Raw genomic sequence first — 17,362 nt, 5'->3', positions numbered from 1 at the left:
GAGCACGCTTGTGCTAGAATCGCCGGCGTTGCCCGGATGGTGAAACTGGTAGACACCGCAGACTTAAAATCTGCTGCCAGCAATGGCGTGCCGGTTCGATTCCGGCTCCGGGCACCAGTTCCTATGCGGATAGGAGCTCACTCTCGCAATCGGGAGTAGTGCCGCAAAAACGAAGTAGTTGCGCAAATCTCGCTCAACTGACCGGCGGCCTCAATGATTTCGCGCGAACCTTCAACTCGATCCCGTAGCTTTCTTGTGCTTACTGTGGGGCGCACGCTGAACAAACTTGCCCCTGCTCGCGGCGCCAGCCATTCGACTACGCTGGGCGGATGCGCATCCAAACCGACCATATGACCGCCAGCCGCGTCGACGTCACCCTCATCCTGCTGCCGATGATCGGCGTCGAGGAGGCCGAGCGCATGACGGCGTGCGCCGATGTGCTCCAAACGATTATCGAACGCGTGCTCACGTAACCGTCGGGCGGCGGGCTATCATGGTGGGCGCGAGCTCGCAGTAGCGTGCCAATCCGAAGCGGCGCGGCCTATACTCGCCGCTTGCGTGCATGCGCCCACAGTGCCAGTGCTGTGACGATTCCGGAGGCGATCGAAGGATAAAAGATGATGACAAACGCCGTCTCGACGTACAGCATTGGTGCAAGCACTGCGATGGTCAGCCATATCGAAAACGCCACGAAAACGGCAGCACCGAAGGAAATAAAAGCGCGGCTCATGCGAACGCATCCGCTGACGGGCAGTTGAAATACATCCCGGCCTTGCTGCCACCAGCCCGAACAACCTCCTTCACAAAAGACACACAATTATTAGGAATGCCCAACCAGAGCCACTTGCGCGCGAGTAGCTCCTGCAGCTTCCGATGCGCGCCATGCGGATCCGGCACCTTGATAGGCCAGCGTCGAATCTCGCGCATGCTGTTTTCCCGGAGATAGCGTTTGTACCCTCCTTCGCTCATGAACCTAGGGACAGTGTTTTCGCAGGCCACGTGAACATACCATCCGCCGCCAGTGTGCAACAGCGAATGACCGCAGGGGTTGCCTGGGTCGCCACTGACGATCACGGCGCGGCAATGCGTGAAGGCTGATGGGCTCACCACGCAGTTGAGCATGACGTCGCCGACGTAGCGCTGTACATTTTTCGCGCTTGCCTGCAACGCGCTGTTCGGCTGCGCCTGCATGGCGCTATTGGTGGCGCGGCCCATCAGCACACCTTGTTGGCGGAGCAGTCCCAGCCACCCGACGTATTGCCCTGCGTGCCGCCACGGATGGACTGGCGGAGATAGCTCCACTTGATCCTGGCGTACGCAACGTGCACCCGCTCCGTGATGATTCCGCCCTCGCCGCTGTCGGGCGAGATGTTCGAGAACATCAAGTTTTCCAGCTCGATCTTAAAGTACGGGATCGGCTTGCCATCGCCGCCGGCGCGCATGAACTCGAACGTCGCTTTCGGGATGGTCTTGCCTGTCGCGCAGGTTTGCAGCAGGACGGGCGACGCGATGTCGGCCAACTTCGTAAAGCTGAGCGGAAACAGTTCTGCCCGTCCGCTTGAGTGGCCGCCGGCCGTTGACACTGTTTCAGCCCTCGACTGGTGCACGGCGTAATTGACGTTCGCAACTTCGATCCAGTCCTTGTGCTTGTCATCCGTCGACTCGCCCGCGATACCTTCGATTTTGAGATAAACGTCGCTTGCCATACTGACCTCGTAGATGGTTTCCAAATAAATATCATTCTTGTTCGGCAGCACCTAGCGGGCATTGGCTTCACGCATCGCAACACAGGAAGCAAATCAACGGGCGCGCGCGGCGGCGGCCTTACTTCGGCCAGCCACCGATGGTGTCAGGTCCGACATTCGGACGATATCCAAGCACCTTTCGCAGAAAATTTTGGAATGTGAATAGTTCCGCAAAAGCGGATTACTTCCGCAATGCTCGCTTGATTCACAGGCGACCCGATTTTCGCGACCTTCGGTTCGATCCCATCGCTTTTTCCGTCTCTATTGCAGAGACGCCTCTGGATCGATTCGTGTCAAGTCCCGCCTGTTCATAAACCCGCTTAACGAATAATTCCGGCCGTTTTTGCTGCCATTCTTTGAGCGCGAGGATGGGCGTCTTTGCATCGAGTGCACGCTGCGGAATGTGGTGGTTGTATAGCTTCAAATAGTTCATCAATGTGGTCTGCAAATCGGCACGGCTGTCGAAGCGGGTCTGCTGCAGCAATTCATTGATGCGACCGTTGAAACGCTCGACCATGCCGTTCGTCTGCGGGTGCCGCGGCGGCGCCAGACGGTGCTCGGCAGGCAGTGCGGCACAAGCCACGTCGAAGGCGTGCTGGCCGCTTGGCTTTTTGTCTTTGGTGGCGAAACGGTCGGTAAATTGCGAGCCGTTGTCGGTCAGGATCTTGCTGATCTTGATGGGCGAGGCCAGCTTCAAGCGGCGCAGGAAATCGACGCTGCTCTTGTCGGTCATGTCGCCGTAGATGTGCATGAAGACCCAGCGGGTAGCGCGGTCGATGGCGACGAACAGGTAGCGGCGCGAGGTCTCGTCCGGCATCTGCGGCAGGTACTTGATGTCGATATGAATAAAGCCTGGTTCGTAGTCTTTGAAGGTCTTCTTGGGAGCGATCGTTTCGCCCTCGGCCTTCGGGATCACGTCTTCAAGACGCGACATGCCTTCGCGCTTGAGCAGGCGTGCAATGCCTGATCGAGAAACGTCGGGATTGATGTACTGCCGCGTGATGAACAGCAGATCATCGAGGGGCAAGTAGAGCGACTGGCGCAGCGCGAGCACGATGGCTTCCTGCGCTGCGCTCAAGGTCGTATGCAGCGTGTGGGCACGGTGCGAGCGGTCCTGCACGTCGTCCCGCTTGAGCCATTTCCGGGCGGTCGGGCGGCTGATGTTGAAAACCTTCGCGGCCTGTCGGTCGGATAGGCCCGAATCCTTGATCTCCTGTCGGATTTTCGGGGTGGTACGGGCTTGCGGGTGAATGCGTGAACTCATGCTGCCAACTCCTCCTGGTGCGATTGAATGCCGGGACTGCTGAATCCAGCAATCAAGTCGTCGAGCATAGCCTTTGCACGGAACAAAGGCCAGCTACGACGAGGAAAATGATCGCACGGAACTAAACAATTACGGTCTCTCAGGCACTCATCCGTCGCCTATACTGGTGACTATCCCGACGATCGCAAGCCGAAGCTGGAGATAAATCCCGACCATCTGAACCGTAAGGTCAGCACGGTGCACTGCAGTGCTCCTGCTTTCATTGAGGAAATTATGAAGCTTCCTTGTGTATCGATAAGTGTAGACAACGACAGCCTCGTGATTACGCACCAGAAAGAAGGTAGAACCGATCCCTTGAGCGTCCTCATCGCGCTTCAAGACCTGGATCAGGATGGCTTCGACGTTGCAGCCAAGAAAACAGGATCGCTTACGCTTCAACTGCTTAGGAAATGGTATCCGTCAGAGTTCGCACAATGTGACAATTTAAACGATCCTCCTAATCCTGACGTGTAGTTCATCAATGCAAGCCTGCTGGACGACGACTCTCGCCAGCGGCGACCTCGGCCGCGCCGAACTGGCGCCCGTGTCCAGATGTCAAACTTGAGACCGCTTCTGACACCGCTTGCTGGTCCCGAACGCAATCAGCGTCGGGTCGATGATCGTCTTGACCATGCGTTTCTTCCACTTCTAAGTTGACCTCCCCAAATTTGCGGCGCGCATACTACAGCGAACATGGGTGGCCCACAAACGGTAGTTGTCAACAAAGATGTCGCGTCAAGTCATGCGGCTTTTCTTAATTGCTCTGGCGGTTTCCGTTCCGGATTCAGCCAGACTTCATCGTTCAATTCCCAGTCCCGAGTAGCCCCACTCCAGCGCTCCGGATGGCGTTGCTTCGCAGCCTCGTAGATCTGCTTGCGGTGGTTCAGGATCGCCGCGTCCCTGCCGTCATGGCGCTGCGCAGGCGTCACGAATTTCAGGCCGCTGTGCTTGTGCTGATGGTTGTACCACTGCACAAATGACAGCGTCCATTGCCGCGCCTTTTCGATACTTTCAAACGGCTTGCTCGGATAGTTCGGCCGGTATTTGCAGGTCCGGAACAGTGACTCGGCGTAGGCATTGTCGTTACTCACACGAGGCCTGCTGAACGACGGCATGATCCCCAGCTTTTCTAACGTCGCCAACATTGTGGAGCCTTTCATCGAACTGCCATTGTCCGAGTGGAGCACCACCTCACGCCCGGCCAGTCCCTCGGCCAAGCTGGCCTTGTGCATCAGCAGCGATGCCATTTCAGCCGACTCGGCGACATTCACTTCGTGCCCGACGATCTTGCGGCTGTAGACGTCAAGTACCATGTACCAGTAAAAATACAAGCCCCGCACTCCGGTCGGCAACCACGTGATGTCCCACGCCCACAAGCGGTTCGGCTCGGTTGCGCAGTGGCTCGTGACGACCCTTGTGCTTGGCTTCTTTGCGCGGCCGCGGTGATGCTGCTGCTTCTCGTCTTTCAAGATCCGGTAGACAGTCGATTCTGATGCCAAATACTCGCCTCGATCAGCCAAGGTCGGCACGATCTGACTAGGCGGACTGCTGGCAAATTCAGGGCTGTTGGCAACCTCCAGAATTCGCTGGCGCTCGTCTTCGCTCAGCTTGTTGGCCGGCGCCACGCGGCGGCTGCCTTTTCGTCCGTCAACCTGGCCGTTATCGCCGTCACCGTCGCGCATCCAGCGCTGATAGGTGCGAAGGCTGATCTCCAAGGCGCTACAGGCCTGTGCACGCCGACACCCGCCGTCGACGGCTTCTTCAACCAGTGCAATCACCTGCTGGCGATCTGGAGTGCCGATCAATCGTCCTCGGGCTCCCCCCAGATCGCCTGGGCTTTTTTTCTGAGAATGATCAGCGCCGCTGCCTCTGCCAGTGCCTTCTCTTTGCGCTGCAAATCCTTCTTCAACTGCTTGATTTCTTTGCGGTCGCTTTTGCTTTGCTCGCGCAGCTCCCGGTTGCGCTCGGCCGGTGCTTCATTGGCCTGCTGACAGGCCTCGCGCCATTCGGCAACCTGCTCGACGAACAAGCCTTTGCCACGACAGTATTGAGCCAGTTCCGCCTCGTTCATGTGTGCCGTTTCCAGCACCACGCCAAACTTGTCGGCCGACGACCACACGACCGCATTCTTTCCATTTCCCGGCACCGGCACTCCCTGAGACTGTAGATTTCGTCGCCAAGTATAAAGTGTCTGTTCCGAGATGCCGCTCTCCTTCGCCAGGGCCGATACCGGCCTGTTCTCCGGTGGCATCATTTGCCGAAGAATGGCTTCCTTGCGTTCTGCTGGGTACTGATTCACTGCGCGTCTTTGCTCCGCCCCCGGATGGATTAAAGTGATTCAAGTGACGCGACATCTATCCTGACAGAGGGGGCAAAGGAGATCAGATGGAAAAACGGAAAGCCATAGTCCCAAAATTGGGTATTGCAGGCGCGCTCAGCGTATTGGTGCTAGCTTGGGCCGCGTCGGCCGCCGGGGCGCCCCAATCGCCGCATGTACCCGCGATGACCGGCGAGCAATTCGTGCGCGATATGCGCCCCCTGCCCGACAGCGATCTGGCGTCGATCCGCCGCAAGCGGACGATGGGCTATATGGATGGTGTAATGGACGGAACGGCTGGCGTGCGGTGGTGCCCGCCCGTTCATCCATTTCGCAACACTCGAGTGACCGTGATCAAGAACCCGGTGCATTTACCCGTTCGAGATCTTGCGCATTTACAAGTTCCGTAATACGCTGACCAAGTTAACTTCTGGTGAGCATCATGGGATTTTTCTCGGCATCAAAATCGGTCTTGTCCGCCATCGCGAGCGCGCTGACGACGACCCATTCCTGGCAGTACAACGCATCCCGAGACCAGCGCACCTGCACCTGCTGCGGCCGGCAAGAAGAAATGGTCCTCGACCTGGTCAGCACGAATTGGGAAGTGCTTGCGCCCGGCGACCCGAGCGCGCATGCCACCAGGCCGGCGCCCGCCGAGCCGCGCCCTGTCGCCGCGCCGGACCTGGTCGCGGCACGCACCCCAGGCGCCTCCACCTGAGCATAAAACATAAAAAAAGGCCGCTGCCGCACGAAGCAGGCAACGGCCAAGTCCTCGGCAGGGCCGAGATGGAGACACAAGAGAACCGACCACATCGCCGGTAATGACATAGGTATGCGGCCACCCCGCACAGTCACAAGGCCTGAAGGAGGTAATCGCCACCGCGTCCTTGCGTCAGAACAGTCGTACGCACAGAAGACAATTCCGATTCGCGTTCCTCCGTCCTTCTTTCTTGCTTTTTTGATTCACATCAACCACGTCCCTGACACGCTCCCAGTCCGGGAATAAAGTGGACTTCGAGTAATCCAAGCGTATAGGCCAGATGCCATCCAGGGTCCGCTCCGGTGGCGGATACCGGCACGCCTATCCGCCCGAGTCCGCTTTTACCGAGAAGAAAGGAATGAGCATGTACAAGACCATCGTGGTTCACGTCGACGGCAGTCCCGAGCAAGAGGCGCGCCTGCGCGCCGGCGCACAGCTGGCCAACGCCTTCGACGCCCACCTCGTCGGTAGCGCCGCCACCGGCATTTCCTGGTTCGACTATTCCCTGCTGGTCGGCTCGATGGGCGCGCCGATGATGCCCGAATCCGATTTCAACGGCGTGCGCGAGGCGGTCGAGGCGCGGCTGGAAGAATTCAGCACCGCCGTCCAGCGCCATGGCGTGGGCAGTTTCGAAACCCGCATGCTCGAGGACGACGCCCGCTACGCCCTGCTGCTCGAATCGCGCTACGCCGACCTCGTGATCGTCAGCCGCGACGCCGAACCGATCGCCGTGCCGGGCATTCCAGCCCAGGCGCGCGGCTTGCCCGAATACATCGCGCTGCACGGCGCGCGCCCCGTGCTGGTGGTGCCGCCCGGCTGGAAAGAACGGCCCCTGCCCGGCACCGCCGTGGTCGGCTGGGACGGCAGCATGCAGGCGATCCGCGCGATTTCCGCCGCCCTGCCCCTGCTGCGGCAAGCCGATACGGTCAAGCTCACGCTCATCAATCCCGGCGCCATGGCCGAGATGCATGGAGAAGAACCGGGCGCCGACATGGCGCTGCACCTGGCGCGCCACGGGGTCAAGGTCGACGTCCTCATCGAGACCACGCGCAGCAGCACCGGCGAGGCGCTCCTGAAGGTGGCGCGCGAGCACGATGCCGGCCTGCTGGTCACGGGCGCCTTCGGCCACAGCCGCTACCGCGAGTTCGTCCTCGGCGGCGTCACCCGCTCGTTGCTGGCCGGCAGCACGACGCCGCTCCTGATTGCGCACTGAGCGCAAGTGCTAGCCGCGAGCCTCCGCCATGGCGCCCGATACCCGGCCCGGTCCCCGTCCCGATCCCCGCCCCGATGCCGCCGGCAGCACGCGCCGGGTCGAAGGCAGCGCCTGGCTCGGCGGCACCCACCGCCATGCGCGGGTCGCCGGCGGCGGCCAGGTCCATGCCGACCTGGTGCTGTGGGCCTGGCTCGGCCGCCTCACCGGCAACCTGTCGCCGGCCGCGCTCGGCATGGCCTGGTTCGACTGGGCCTGCCACCTCATGATGTCGCCCGACAAGCAGCACGAGCTAGCCACCGACGCCGTCCTCGGCTGGCAGCGCTGGCTCCAATACCTGGCCACGCCGGCCGACGACGCGGTCGATCCGGTGCGGCCATTGGCTCAGGATAAACGCTTCGTCGATCCGGCCTGGAATGCCTCGCCCTGGCGCCAGCTCAGCCAGGGCTTCCTGCTGAGCCAGCAATGGTGGCACCGCGCCACCTCCACCGTGCGCGGGGTCGCGCCGCACCATGCCGACGTCGTCACCTTCGTCGCGCGCCAGATGCTCGATTGCGTGGCGCCGTCGAACTTCGTCACCACAAACCCCGTCGTGCAGCGCGCCGTGCTCGCCAGCGGCGGGATGAACCTGGTCAACGGCGCCATGCGCGCCTGGCGCGACGCGCAAGGCCTCCTCGCCGGCAAGCCGCGCGTGGTCAACTACCGGCCGGGGCGCGAAGTCGCGGTGACGCCGGGCAAGGTCGTCATGCAGAACCGGCTGATCGAACTGCTGCGCTACGATCCGGTCGGCCCCGCCGTGCACGAAGTGCCGCTGCTGATCGTGCCGGCCTGGATCATGAAGTTCTATATCCTCGACCTGTCGCCGCACAATTCCCTGGTGCGCTACCTGGTCGAGCGCGGACATACCGTGTACATGGTGTCGTGGAAAAATCCGCAGGCCGACGACCGCGACCTCACCATGGACGACTACCGCCAGCTGGGCGTCACCGCCGCGCTGGACGCCATCGTGGCCCAGACCGGCGCCAGCAAGATCAATGCGGCAGGCTATTGCTTGGGCGGCACCCTGCTCGCGATCGCCGCCGCCGCCATGGCGCGTGACCACGACCGGCGCCTGGCCAGCATGTCGCTGCTGGCGGCTCAGGTCGACTTTACCGAGCCTGGAGAGCTGTCGCTGTTCATCGACGACAGCCAGGTCAGCTTCCTGGAAGCCGCCATGTGGCAGCAGGGCTACCTCGACACGCGCCAGATGGCCGGCGCCTTCCAGCTGCTGCGCTCCAACGACCTCATCTGGTCGCGACGCCTGCGCCATTACCTGCTCGACCTGCCCGAGCAGGAGAGCGACCTCATGTCCTGGAATGCCGACGCCACCCGCATGCCCTATCGCATGCATGCCGAATACCTGCACCGCCTGTTCCTGCGCAACAGCCTGGCCAGCTCGCGTTACCTGGCCGGCGGACGGCCGGTCTCGCTGAGCGACATCGACGTGCCCATCTGCGCGGTCGGCACGCTCACCGACCACGTCGCGCCATGGCGCTCGGTGTACAAGATCATCCCGCTGACCGACACCGAGATCACCTTCATTCTCACCAGCGGCGGCCACAATGCCGGCGTGGTCTCGCCGCCGGGCAGCGCCAACCGCAGCTACCAGGTCGCCGTGCACCGGCATGACGATCCGTACATCGATCCCGACCGCTGGCTGGCGCGCGTGCCCCAGCTCGAAGGCAGCTGGTGGCCGGCCTGGGACCAATGGCTCGTACGCCACGCCGGCAAATATGTCCCGCCGCCGGCCCCCATCCCGGACACCGCGCCCGCACCGGGCGACTACGTCCTTCAGCAGTAGACCGGCCTCCTCCTAACGCGCCAACGGCTGGTCCGCCCCTCCGACCAGCACGCGGGCCGCCTGTGCCGCCTGTGCCGCCTGTGCCGCCCGTGCCGCCCGTGCCGCCATGCCTGCTCGCGTGCTCGCCTGCCGGGGTACCCATTTTGCCGGCTGATATTTACAGTCAACAAGATACTTCAGGTTTCAAGGGAACGCGGCCTTCCCGACAGCTGACTTAGAATCATTTCGACAACTCCGCAAGCCCTTCCACACCTGCTGGCGCCGCCAAATCGACGCCGGGTACGGGCGTGGGCAACGCACTCTAGAGAAGGAAGCCACAAGCATGGACCAATTCAGCGACGTCAAGCTCACCCGGCGCGACCTGTTGATCGCCGGCGCGCTGTCGGTATCGACCGCGGCCGTACCGGGAGCGCACGCCCAGGAGGCCGCACCGACGGCTACCGCGACCACCACTCCCGAGCCGGTCACCACCGGCGTCACCTTCACCGTCAACGGCAAGCAGGTCACCCTGCAGCTGGACACCCGCACCAGCCTGCTCGACGCGCTGCGCGAGCACCTGCACCTGACCGGTTCCAAGAAGGGTTGCGACCAGGGCCAGTGCGGCGCCTGCACCGTCATCATGGATGGCCGCCGCATCAATTCCTGCCTGTCGCTGGCGGTCATGCACGAAGGCGCCGAGATCACCACCATCGAGGGCCTCGGCACGCCGGAGAAGCTGCACCCGATGCAGGCCGCCTTCATCAAGCACGATGGCTACCAGTGCGGCTACTGTACCCCCGGGCAGATCTGCGCCAGCGTGTCGGTGATCGAGGAAATCCGCCAGGGCATTCCGAGCCACGTGACCGCCGACCTGAATGCGAAGCCCTTGCTCTCGGTGGAAGAGATCCGCGAACGCATGAGCGGCAATATCTGTCGCTGCGGCGCCTACTCGAACATCATCGACGCGATCACCGAAGTGGGAGGGGTCAAGGCATGAAGGCATTCACCTACCAGCGCGCCACTTCGCCGGCTCAAGCCGCCCAGCTCGTCGCCCGTACCCCGAACGCCCGCTTCATCGCCGGCGGCACCAACCTGCTCGACCTCATGAAGCTCGAGATCGAGACCCCGACCACCCTGGTCGACGTCAACGGCCTGGGCTTCGACAAGATCGAACCGACGTCGGACGGCGGCCTGCGCGTGGGCGCGCTGGTGCGCAACACCGACCTGGCGGCCGACGCGCGCGTGCGCAAGGATTACGCGGTGCTGTCGCGCGCCCTGCTGGCCGGCGCCTCGACCCAGCTGCGCAACAAGGCGACCACCTCGGGCAACCTGCTGCAGCGCACCCGCTGTCCCTATTTCTACGACACGGCGCAGCGCTGCAACAAGCGCCAGCCGGGCAGCGGCTGCGCCGCCATCGGCGGCTTCACCCGCCACCACGCCGTGGTCGGCGCCAGCGACGCCTGCATCGCGGTCCATCCGAGCGATATGGCGATCGCCATGCGCCTGCTCGACGCCGAGGTCGAGACCGTGAAGGCCGACGGCAGCATGCGCAGCATCCCGATCGCTGACTTCCACCGCCTGCCGGGCAACACCCCGCACATCGAGACCGTACTCGAACCGGGCGAACTGATCACCTCGGTCAAGCTGCCGAAGCCGCTGGGCGGCGTGCACGCCTACCGCAAGGTGCGCGACCGCGCTTCCTATGCTTTTGCTTTAGTCTCGGTCGCCACCGTGATCCTGCCCGACGGCAGCGGCCGCGTGGCGGTCGGCGGCGTTGCCCACAAGCCATGGCGGGTCGAAGAGGCCGAACGGCAGATGACGCAAGGCGCCAAGGCGGTGTCGGACCGCCTGATGGCCGGCGCCCGCACCACCGAGGACAACGCGTTCAAAGTCGCCCTGGTGCACCGCACCCTCGCGGAAGCGATGAACGCAGCGAAGAAAGGCTGATCCCATGAAATTCACCACTCCCGCCACCACCAATCCCATCGACCGCCAGCGCTACGTCGGCCAGCCGCTCGACCGCATCGACGGCCCGCTCAAGTGCACCGGCACGGCGCCCTACGCCTACGAGCACCACAAGGAAGTGCCGAACGCCGCCCACGGCTTCGTGGTCGGTTCCAGCATCGCCAAGGGCCGCATCGCCTCGATCGAGATCGATGCCGCGCGCCGCGCGCCCGGCGTGCTGGCCGTGGTCACGGCCGCCAATGCCGGCAAGCTCGGCAAGGGCGACAAGAACGTCGCCCACCTGCTGGCTGGCCCCAAGGTCGAGCACTACCACCAGGCCGTGGCCCTGGTGGTGGCCGAGACCTTCGAGCAGGCGCGCGCCGCCGCTGCCCTCGTGCGCGTGAAATACGTCGAAGAGAAGGGCCGCTTCGACCTGGCCGCCGAAAAAGACAAGGCGGTCAAGCCGGACTGGGAAGACGACCCGTCCGACTCCAGCGCCGGCAACTTCCAGCGCGGCTTCGATACCGCGCCCGTGAAACTCGACGCCACCTACACCACCCCGGACCAGTCGCACGCGATGATGGAGCCGCACGCGTCCACCGCGCTCTGGGAAGGCGACAAGCTGACGGTGTGGACCTCGAACCAGATGATCAACTGGTGCGTCCAGGACCTGTCCAAGACGCTGAACATGCCGAAGGAAAAGGTGCGCGTGATCTCGCCCTATGTCGGCGGCGGCTTCGGCTCCAAGCTGTTCCTGCGCGCCGACGCCCTGCTGGCGTCGCTCGGCGCGCGCGCGGCCAAGCGCCCGGTCAAGGTGGCGCTGCACCGTCATCTCATCTTCAACAACACCACCCACCGCCCGGCCACCATCCAGCGCATCCGCATCGGCGCCGGCCGCGACGGCCGCATCACCGCCATCGGCCACGAGTCCTGGAACGGCAACCTGCCCAAGGGCAGCTCGGAAGTCGCGACCCAGCAGACCCGCCTGCTGTACGCGGGCGCCGACCGCATGACCGCGACCCGCGTCGCCCTGATCGATCTGCCCGAAGGCAATGCGATGCGCGCGCCGGGAGAAGCGCCGGGCATGATGGCGCTCGAGATCGCGATCGACGAGATGGCCGAAAAGCTGAACATCGATCCGGTGCAGTTCCGCATCCTGAACGACACCAAGGTCGACCCCGAAAAGCCGATCCGCAAATTCTCCGAGCGCCGCTTCGTCGAGTGCATGCGCATGGGCGCCGAGAAGTTCGGCTGGAACAAGCGCAACCCCAAGCCCGGCCAAGCGCGCGAAGGCCGCTGGCTGATCGGCTACGGCGTGGCCTCGGCCTTCCGCAACAGCCCGGTGATGAAGTCGGCGGCGCGGGTGCGGCTCGCGAAGGACGGCAAGGTGATCGTCGAAACCGACATGACCGACATCGGCACCGGCAGCTACACCATCATCGGCCAGACCGCCGCCGAGATGCTGGGCGTGCCGCTCGAGCGGGTCGAGGTGCGCCTGGGCGATTCCACCTTCCCCACCTCCGCCGGCTCCGGCGGCCAGTGGGGCGCGAACAGCTCGACCTCGGGCGTGTACGCCGCCTGCGCCAAGCTGCGCGAACTGGTGGCGAAGGAGCTCGGCGTGGCTGAACGCGAGGCCGAGTTCGTGGACGGCACGGTCCGTGCGGGCGGGCGCAACCTGCCGCTGGCGCAAGCCGCCGCCGGCGGCGAGCTGGTGGCCGAGGACACGATCGAATTTTCCGGGGGCCTCGACAAGAAGAACCAGCTGTCGACCTTCGGCGCCCACTTCGTCGAAGTGGCGGTCGACGCGATCACCGGCGAGACGCGGGTGCGGCGCATGCTGGCCGTGTGCGCGGCCGGCCGCATCCTCAATCCGAAGCAGGCGCGCAGCCAGGTGATCGGCGCCATGACCATGGGTGTCGGTGGCGCGCTGATGGAACACCTGGTGGTCGACAAGCGCCTCGGCTTCTTCGCCAACCACGATCTCGCCACCTACGAGGTGCCGGTGCATGCCGACATCCCTCACCAGGAAGTCATCTTCCTCAAGGAAGAAGACGAGCTGTCCTCGCCCATGAAGGCCAAGGGCGTGGGAGAACTCGGTATCTGCGGGGTCGCCGCCGCGGTCGCGAACGCGGTCTACAACGCGACCGGCGTGCGGGTGCGCGAGTATCCGATCACGCTCGACAAGCTGATCGAGAAGATGCCGCTGTCCGCTTGACCACAGGCGGCTTCGTCCAGGCGCGCATTCAGGCCGGCATTCAGGCGACGGCGTCCACCTGGTCGCCGTCGGCGACCACGCGATTGCGTCCGCCGCGCTTGGCCGCGTACAAGGCCTTGTCGGCCGCCTCGATCAGCGCTTCCGGCGCGTTCAGGCGCGCGCGGTCGAAGGCGGCGACGCCGATGCTGAGCGTGACCTCCGGATGGTGGGCGGCGGGCGCCTGCTGCAGGCCCAGGCCGGCGACGTGGGCGCGGATGCGGTCGGCCAGCACGCGCGCCTGCTCGAGCGTGGTGTCGGGCAGCACGGCCGCGAACTCTTCGCCGCCGTAGCGCGCCGCCAGGTCGGCCGGCCGCTTGAGCATGCCGGCCAGCTCCTGGGCCACCATGGTCAGGCAGCTGTCGCCCTGCTGGTGGCCGAAGTGGTCGTTATAGGCCTTGAACGAATCGATGTCGACCAGCAGCAGCGCCAGCGCGCCATCGGCGCGCTGCGCGCGGCGCAGTTCGCGCTCCAGCGCCACGTCGAACTGGCGCCGATTGGCGATGCCGGTCAGGCCGTCGATGTACGACCGCGCGCGCAGCGACTCGGCGTGTTCCAGCAGGCGCCGCTCGCGCACCGCGACGCCGCTCACGTCGCGGATCTCGATCAGGCAGAAGCGCTGGCCGCCATCGTCGAAGGGCGTGACCGCGACCGCCTGGTCGATCAGAGCGCCGTCGAAGCTGCCCGGTTCGCGCAGCGGGAATGGCGCGCGGTTATGCGAGGGCGGCACGTGCTCGGTGGCGACGCCTTCGAGCAGCGCGGCGAGGATCGCCGCCTCGACGCGCGATCCGCGCAGGTCGGGAAAGACTTCGATCAGCGTGTGGCCCTGCATGCGGGCCACGCCGCGGCCGGAACGCGGCACCAGCCAGCCGTTCCAGAGGACGATGCATCCTTCGTGGTCGAGCACGATCACACCGCAGTCGACGAGATTGAGGACCCGCGCGGGCAGGCTGCTGATGGATTCTGGCTTTTGAGTCACGGATCGGCAGATGTTGAATTTAGGAAACAATTCAAATCATACCGGAATTTCCTGCCCCCCCCCGAAAGAAGCGCCGATTGACGCAGCCGCGCCGGCCGGGGTCAAGGCGGGCTTTGCAGCATGTGCCAGGCCATCGCCACGCAGACGATCGCCACGAAGAACAGCAGGCCGAACACGAAGATGCGCATCGAATTGGCCAGCCCCGTCACGGCGCGGTTGGCGCTGTCATTGAGCTTGCCGCGCCGACGCGCCCCGTTCAGCAACATCGAGATGAAGATGAACAGGGTCGCACAGATCAGTACTACTTTCATTCAGGTTCGCACCGCCACCAGGATCAGGGCCACCACGGAGAGCAGCGCCGACAGGCCGGCGGTCACGCCGAGCCAGGTGAGCTTCTGGCGCTGCACGTCCATCTTGGCGATCAGCTGGGCGTTCTGGTCGGCCAGGTTGGCAATCAGTTCGGAAGCCGAGCGCATCTGGTTGCGCAAGTCGTTCAGCTCCGCGTCGTTCTGTTCGGAACGCGCGATCAGGAGGCCGATGATGTCGTCTTCTTGCGCCGCCATCTCGGGACTCAAGCCGGTCGCCGGGTCCACCGCGCCCGGCTTGCGATTGACCGTGTCCCACAGGCGGCGCGCGCCGGTCGCCACCTGGGGCGCGGCGCTGATCACCTCGCTCCACGGGACGGTCTTCAATACGGTCCACCAGCCTGCTGCCATACCTGCTCCTTGTCAATCGTGTGAGCCCGGAGCATACCATTGCCGGACGGCGCGGCCAAACGCCGCACGCCTGGCACGCCTGCCGCGTGCTGCCTTGCAGCGGCTTGCGCTAGTATCGAGCCATGTGTGGACGATTCGACCAGAGCCAGACGGCTCGCAACTACGCCAGCGCCATCGGCTGGCTCGACGCGGTGTACGACAGCGAATCCGCGCCGGCCTATAACGTGCCGCCCGGCACTTACCGACCCGTGCTGCACATCCAGGACGGCGAGCGGCGCGTCGACGACGTGTACTGGAGCTACCAGGCGCGCTGGGCCAAGGGCAAGGTGCCGGTGACGATCAATGCGCGCATGGACAAGCTCACCAACCGCTACTGGCGCGGCCTGCTCAAGTCGGGCCGGGCGCTGGTGCCGGCCGAAGGCTGGTATGAATGGACCGGAGAAAAAGGCCACAAGCAGCCGTGGCATATCCACCGCCGGGACGGCGCGCCGCTGTTCATGCTGGCCCTGGCCAATTTCGGCGGCTTTACCGAGAACCGCGCCGAAGCCGGTTTCGTGCTGGTGACCGACGACGCCTCGGGCGGCATGCTCGACATCCACGACCGGCGGCCGGTGGTGCTCGACGCGCGCGACGCCGAGACCTGGCTCGATCCGGCGCTCTCGAGCGAGGAAGCGCTGGCGTTCGCGCGCCGCGCCGCCCTGCCCTCGGATGCGTTCGAATGGCACGCGGTCAGCACGCTGGTCAACCGTGCCGGGCTCGGCGGCCCCGAGGTCGTGCAGCCGATCGATACCGAAACCGAATAAAAAAGGCGCTGTCATCGTTATCTGTTGATGACCCCGAATGCAATACGCAGTAGTTGCTCGACAGAAGTGACTCGCCCGCCATCGAGCGCCCACTGCCAGCCCAGATAATTGGGCAGCCAGCGTGACGCCACGCCATGAAAGCGCGCCAGCCATTCCTTGAACCGTCGGTGATAGGCGTTGACGTTTTGAACGTGGATGGCGCCCTCGGTGCCGTTGCGGACTCGTTCCCCGACACTGAGATTGACAGCCTGGTGTGCGATACCATGGGCACGGGCGAAGGCGGAGTAGACGGCGTTGGCGTCGGTGACCAGCAGCGCCTGCGAATCGAGTTTCGGCAGCAGGTGTTTCACCAGCTGGGCCACCTTCAGGGCGCCGCGGCCGGTGACGGCGTCAATGGTCTGGCCGCTGCGGTCGCGCGCCACCAGGATGCAGTCGAGGTGATGCGCGATGCCGCGCAGGGCGGCCCTGCCGCCACGCTTGCGCGGCTGGCGGTCGAGCTTGCGCGCACCCTTCTGCGATTCGAGCAAGAACATTTCATCCGCCTCGACGATGCCGACCAGGCGCTCGGGCCGGTCGTCCTTGGCCCGGTCGAGGAAGCGGTGACGCCAGCGGAAGGTCGTGTTGCGGTGCACGCCGACACGCTTGGCCGCGGCGCGCACTGTGCGGGAATCGAGCACCGTTTCCAGATAATCGAGCCACTTGCCCTTGTGCCTGAGCCGCGCCAGCGGCGTGCCGGTCAGGTCGTTGAAGGTGCGGCCGCATGCACAACAGCGAAAGCGCTGCAAATCGTTGGCCTGGCCGTGCCGGTGACAACGCTCGCAGGCGCAATCGGGGCAACGCCGCCCCTTTGAGCGAATAGCGCCGATGAGAGCGATCATCCGGTCGAGCCCGGCTGCCGGATGCAGGGCGGCCAGCACCTGCCGACGCTGCGGCTGGTTCAGCAGCGCCAGCTGGGCAAACAGCTTCTCGAACTTCGGCGCTTGCATGGCGCGCTCCCCAATCGATGCGACCGGGATTGGACCGCGAGTCAGCTCAACAGTTCAATGCTCATCCATATCTAACGAGTACAGCGCCATAAAAAATGGCACGGACGCTTCCACGTCCGGGCCATTCACAGGCGGCGATGCCGCCATCACAAGCAATGAACGCTGCTTATCGCTGATACGCGCCCAGGTCGATGCTGCTGCCACGTGCCTTGCCGTCGATGTCGGTCTTCGGCGCGTAGGTGGCGATGCCGCGGCCGACGGCCGGCGAGCTGGCCGTCAGCTTGTAGTCCGGCGTTGCCGCGGTACGCGAGTAGCCGGCGAACAGCGGCTCCGAGCTGATGGTGCCGGTATGGGTCAGGCCGTTACGCAGCTGGAAGTTATAGGTCGTGTTCTTGGTGACCAGGTTGTTCTTATAGGTGTTGCCTTTGCCGGTGGTGCCTTGCTCCGAGATGCCGTACTTGTTGTCGTACACGATGTTGTTGTGCACATGGACATTGTTGGCGCCCGCCTTCGTGAAGTAGAAGTCGCC

19 protein-coding genes and 1 tRNA gene are annotated in these 17,362 nt (G+C 64.1%); 10 read left to right on the top strand and 10 right to left on the bottom strand.

From position 1 onward, the window contains the following. Positions 1-30 precede the first annotated feature (30 nt). A tRNA-Leu gene (locus tag HMPREF9710_RS22160) sits at positions 31-117 on the top strand. A gap of 212 nt (positions 118-329) precedes the next feature. Next, positions 330-473, top strand: coding sequence for a hypothetical protein (locus tag HMPREF9710_RS28090; RefSeq protein ID WP_005670096.1), 144 nt, complete (start codon positions 330-332; stop codon positions 471-473). Between the two features lie 68 nt (positions 474-541). On the opposite strand, the gene HMPREF9710_RS28085 is transcribed toward HMPREF9710_RS28090, so the two are convergent. The 5 genes from HMPREF9710_RS28085 to HMPREF9710_RS22135 all read right to left on the bottom strand — a co-directional run bounded on the left by HMPREF9710_RS28085 (position 542) and on the right by HMPREF9710_RS22135 (position 5,347). Next, a complete protein-coding gene (locus tag HMPREF9710_RS28085) occupies positions 542-730 on the bottom strand; it encodes a hypothetical protein (RefSeq protein WP_157225694.1) in 189 nt (62 codons plus the stop codon). Next, positions 727-1,215 (bottom strand): hypothetical protein, encoded by a 489-nt coding sequence (locus tag HMPREF9710_RS22155; RefSeq protein ID WP_005670095.1) that lies wholly within the window; start codon positions 1,213-1,215, stop codon positions 727-729. Before HMPREF9710_RS22155 ends, HMPREF9710_RS28085 begins: the two co-directional genes overlap by 4 nt. Then, positions 1,215-1,706 carry an Hcp family type VI secretion system effector gene (locus HMPREF9710_RS22150; protein ID WP_005670093.1) on the bottom strand — a complete coding sequence of 164 codons (492 nt, stop codon included), beginning with the start codon at positions 1,704-1,706 and terminating at the stop codon, positions 1,215-1,217. Before HMPREF9710_RS22150 ends, HMPREF9710_RS22155 begins: the two co-directional genes overlap by 1 nt. A gap of 244 nt (positions 1,707-1,950) precedes the next feature. Beyond that, complete coding sequence (locus HMPREF9710_RS22145) at positions 1,951-3,009, bottom strand: IS481 family transposase (RefSeq protein ID WP_005670091.1); 1,059 nt, start codon at positions 3,007-3,009, stop codon at positions 1,951-1,953. A gap of 779 nt (positions 3,010-3,788) precedes the next feature. Further along, positions 3,789-5,347 (bottom strand): IS3 family transposase gene (locus HMPREF9710_RS22135; protein ID WP_229409704.1). Its coding sequence is split into 2 segments (ribosomal slippage): positions 3,789-4,885 and positions 4,885-5,347, totalling 1,560 coding nucleotides; the frame shifts between segments, so codons are not numbered across the junction. Between the two features lie 86 nt (positions 5,348-5,433). On the opposite strand from HMPREF9710_RS22135, the gene HMPREF9710_RS28080 reads away from it, so the two are divergent. The 7 genes from HMPREF9710_RS28080 to paoC all read left to right on the top strand — a co-directional run bounded on the left by HMPREF9710_RS28080 (position 5,434) and on the right by paoC (position 13,313). Further along, complete coding sequence (locus HMPREF9710_RS28080) at positions 5,434-5,775, top strand: Rap1a family protein (RefSeq protein ID WP_005670089.1); 342 nt, start codon at positions 5,434-5,436, stop codon at positions 5,773-5,775. Positions 5,776-5,837: 62 nt separating this feature from the next. Then, positions 5,838-6,083 carry a hypothetical protein gene (locus tag HMPREF9710_RS28075; RefSeq protein ID WP_157225693.1) on the top strand — a complete coding sequence of 82 codons (246 nt, stop codon included), beginning with the start codon at positions 5,838-5,840 and terminating at the stop codon, positions 6,081-6,083. Positions 6,084-6,489: 406 nt separating this feature from the next. Further along, positions 6,490-7,338, top strand: coding sequence for a universal stress protein (locus HMPREF9710_RS22120; protein ID WP_005670087.1), 849 nt, complete (start codon positions 6,490-6,492; stop codon positions 7,336-7,338). 28 nt (positions 7,339-7,366) lie between these two features. After that, on the top strand, positions 7,367-9,175 hold the full coding sequence (locus HMPREF9710_RS22115) for a PHA/PHB synthase family protein (protein WP_005670085.1): 1,809 nt from the start codon (positions 7,367-7,369) through the stop codon (positions 9,173-9,175). Positions 9,176-9,497: 322 nt separating this feature from the next. Beyond that, a complete protein-coding gene (gene paoA, locus HMPREF9710_RS22110) occupies positions 9,498-10,151 on the top strand; it encodes an aldehyde dehydrogenase iron-sulfur subunit PaoA (RefSeq protein ID WP_005670084.1) in 654 nt (217 codons plus the stop codon). Next, positions 10,148-11,101, top strand: a complete 954-nt coding sequence (locus HMPREF9710_RS22105; RefSeq protein WP_005670083.1) for an FAD binding domain-containing protein — start codon at positions 10,148-10,150, stop codon at positions 11,099-11,101. Before paoA ends, HMPREF9710_RS22105 begins: the two co-directional genes overlap by 4 nt. A gap of 4 nt (positions 11,102-11,105) precedes the next feature. After that, positions 11,106-13,313 carry an aldehyde oxidoreductase molybdenum-binding subunit PaoC gene (paoC, locus tag HMPREF9710_RS22100; protein WP_005670082.1) on the top strand — a complete coding sequence of 736 codons (2,208 nt, stop codon included), beginning with the start codon at positions 11,106-11,108 and terminating at the stop codon, positions 13,311-13,313. Between the two features lie 40 nt (positions 13,314-13,353). Here paoC and HMPREF9710_RS22095 read toward each other — a convergent pair whose 3' ends face one another. From HMPREF9710_RS22095 to HMPREF9710_RS22085, 3 genes are all read right to left on the bottom strand, one after another. Further along, positions 13,354-14,328 (bottom strand): sensor domain-containing diguanylate cyclase, encoded by a 975-nt coding sequence (locus HMPREF9710_RS22095; RefSeq protein WP_005670081.1) that lies wholly within the window; start codon positions 14,326-14,328, stop codon positions 13,354-13,356. A gap of 101 nt (positions 14,329-14,429) precedes the next feature. Further along, a complete protein-coding gene (locus tag HMPREF9710_RS22090; RefSeq protein WP_005670080.1) occupies positions 14,430-14,639 on the bottom strand; it encodes a hypothetical protein in 210 nt (69 codons plus the stop codon). After that, on the bottom strand, positions 14,640-15,044 hold the full coding sequence (locus tag HMPREF9710_RS22085) for a hypothetical protein (protein WP_005670079.1): 405 nt from the start codon (positions 15,042-15,044) through the stop codon (positions 14,640-14,642). A 122-nt stretch (positions 15,045-15,166) separates the two neighbouring features. Here HMPREF9710_RS22085 and HMPREF9710_RS22080 point away from each other — a divergent pair, with 122 nt between their 5' ends. Next, positions 15,167-15,847 carry an SOS response-associated peptidase gene (locus tag HMPREF9710_RS22080; protein WP_005670078.1) on the top strand — a complete coding sequence of 227 codons (681 nt, stop codon included), beginning with the start codon at positions 15,167-15,169 and terminating at the stop codon, positions 15,845-15,847. Positions 15,848-15,864: 17 nt separating this feature from the next. Here the strand turns inward: HMPREF9710_RS22080 and HMPREF9710_RS22075 are convergent, their stop codons facing one another. Further along, the gene (locus HMPREF9710_RS22075; protein ID WP_005670076.1) at positions 15,865-16,833 is read right to left on the bottom strand and encodes an IS1595 family transposase; all 969 of its coding nucleotides are present in this window, start codon (positions 16,831-16,833) and stop codon (positions 15,865-15,867) included. A 166-nt stretch (positions 16,834-16,999) separates the two neighbouring features. Further along, positions 17,000-17,362 (bottom strand): choice-of-anchor Q domain-containing protein (locus tag HMPREF9710_RS22070; RefSeq protein ID WP_005670075.1); only part of this gene is annotated, 363 nt, incomplete at its 5' end.

It is taken from the genome of Massilia timonae CCUG 45783 (assembly GCF_000315425.1).
Lineage (GTDB): Bacteria > Pseudomonadota > Gammaproteobacteria > Burkholderiales > Burkholderiaceae_D > Telluria > Telluria timonae.
This window is presented reverse-complemented; position numbering and strand designations above follow the sequence as displayed.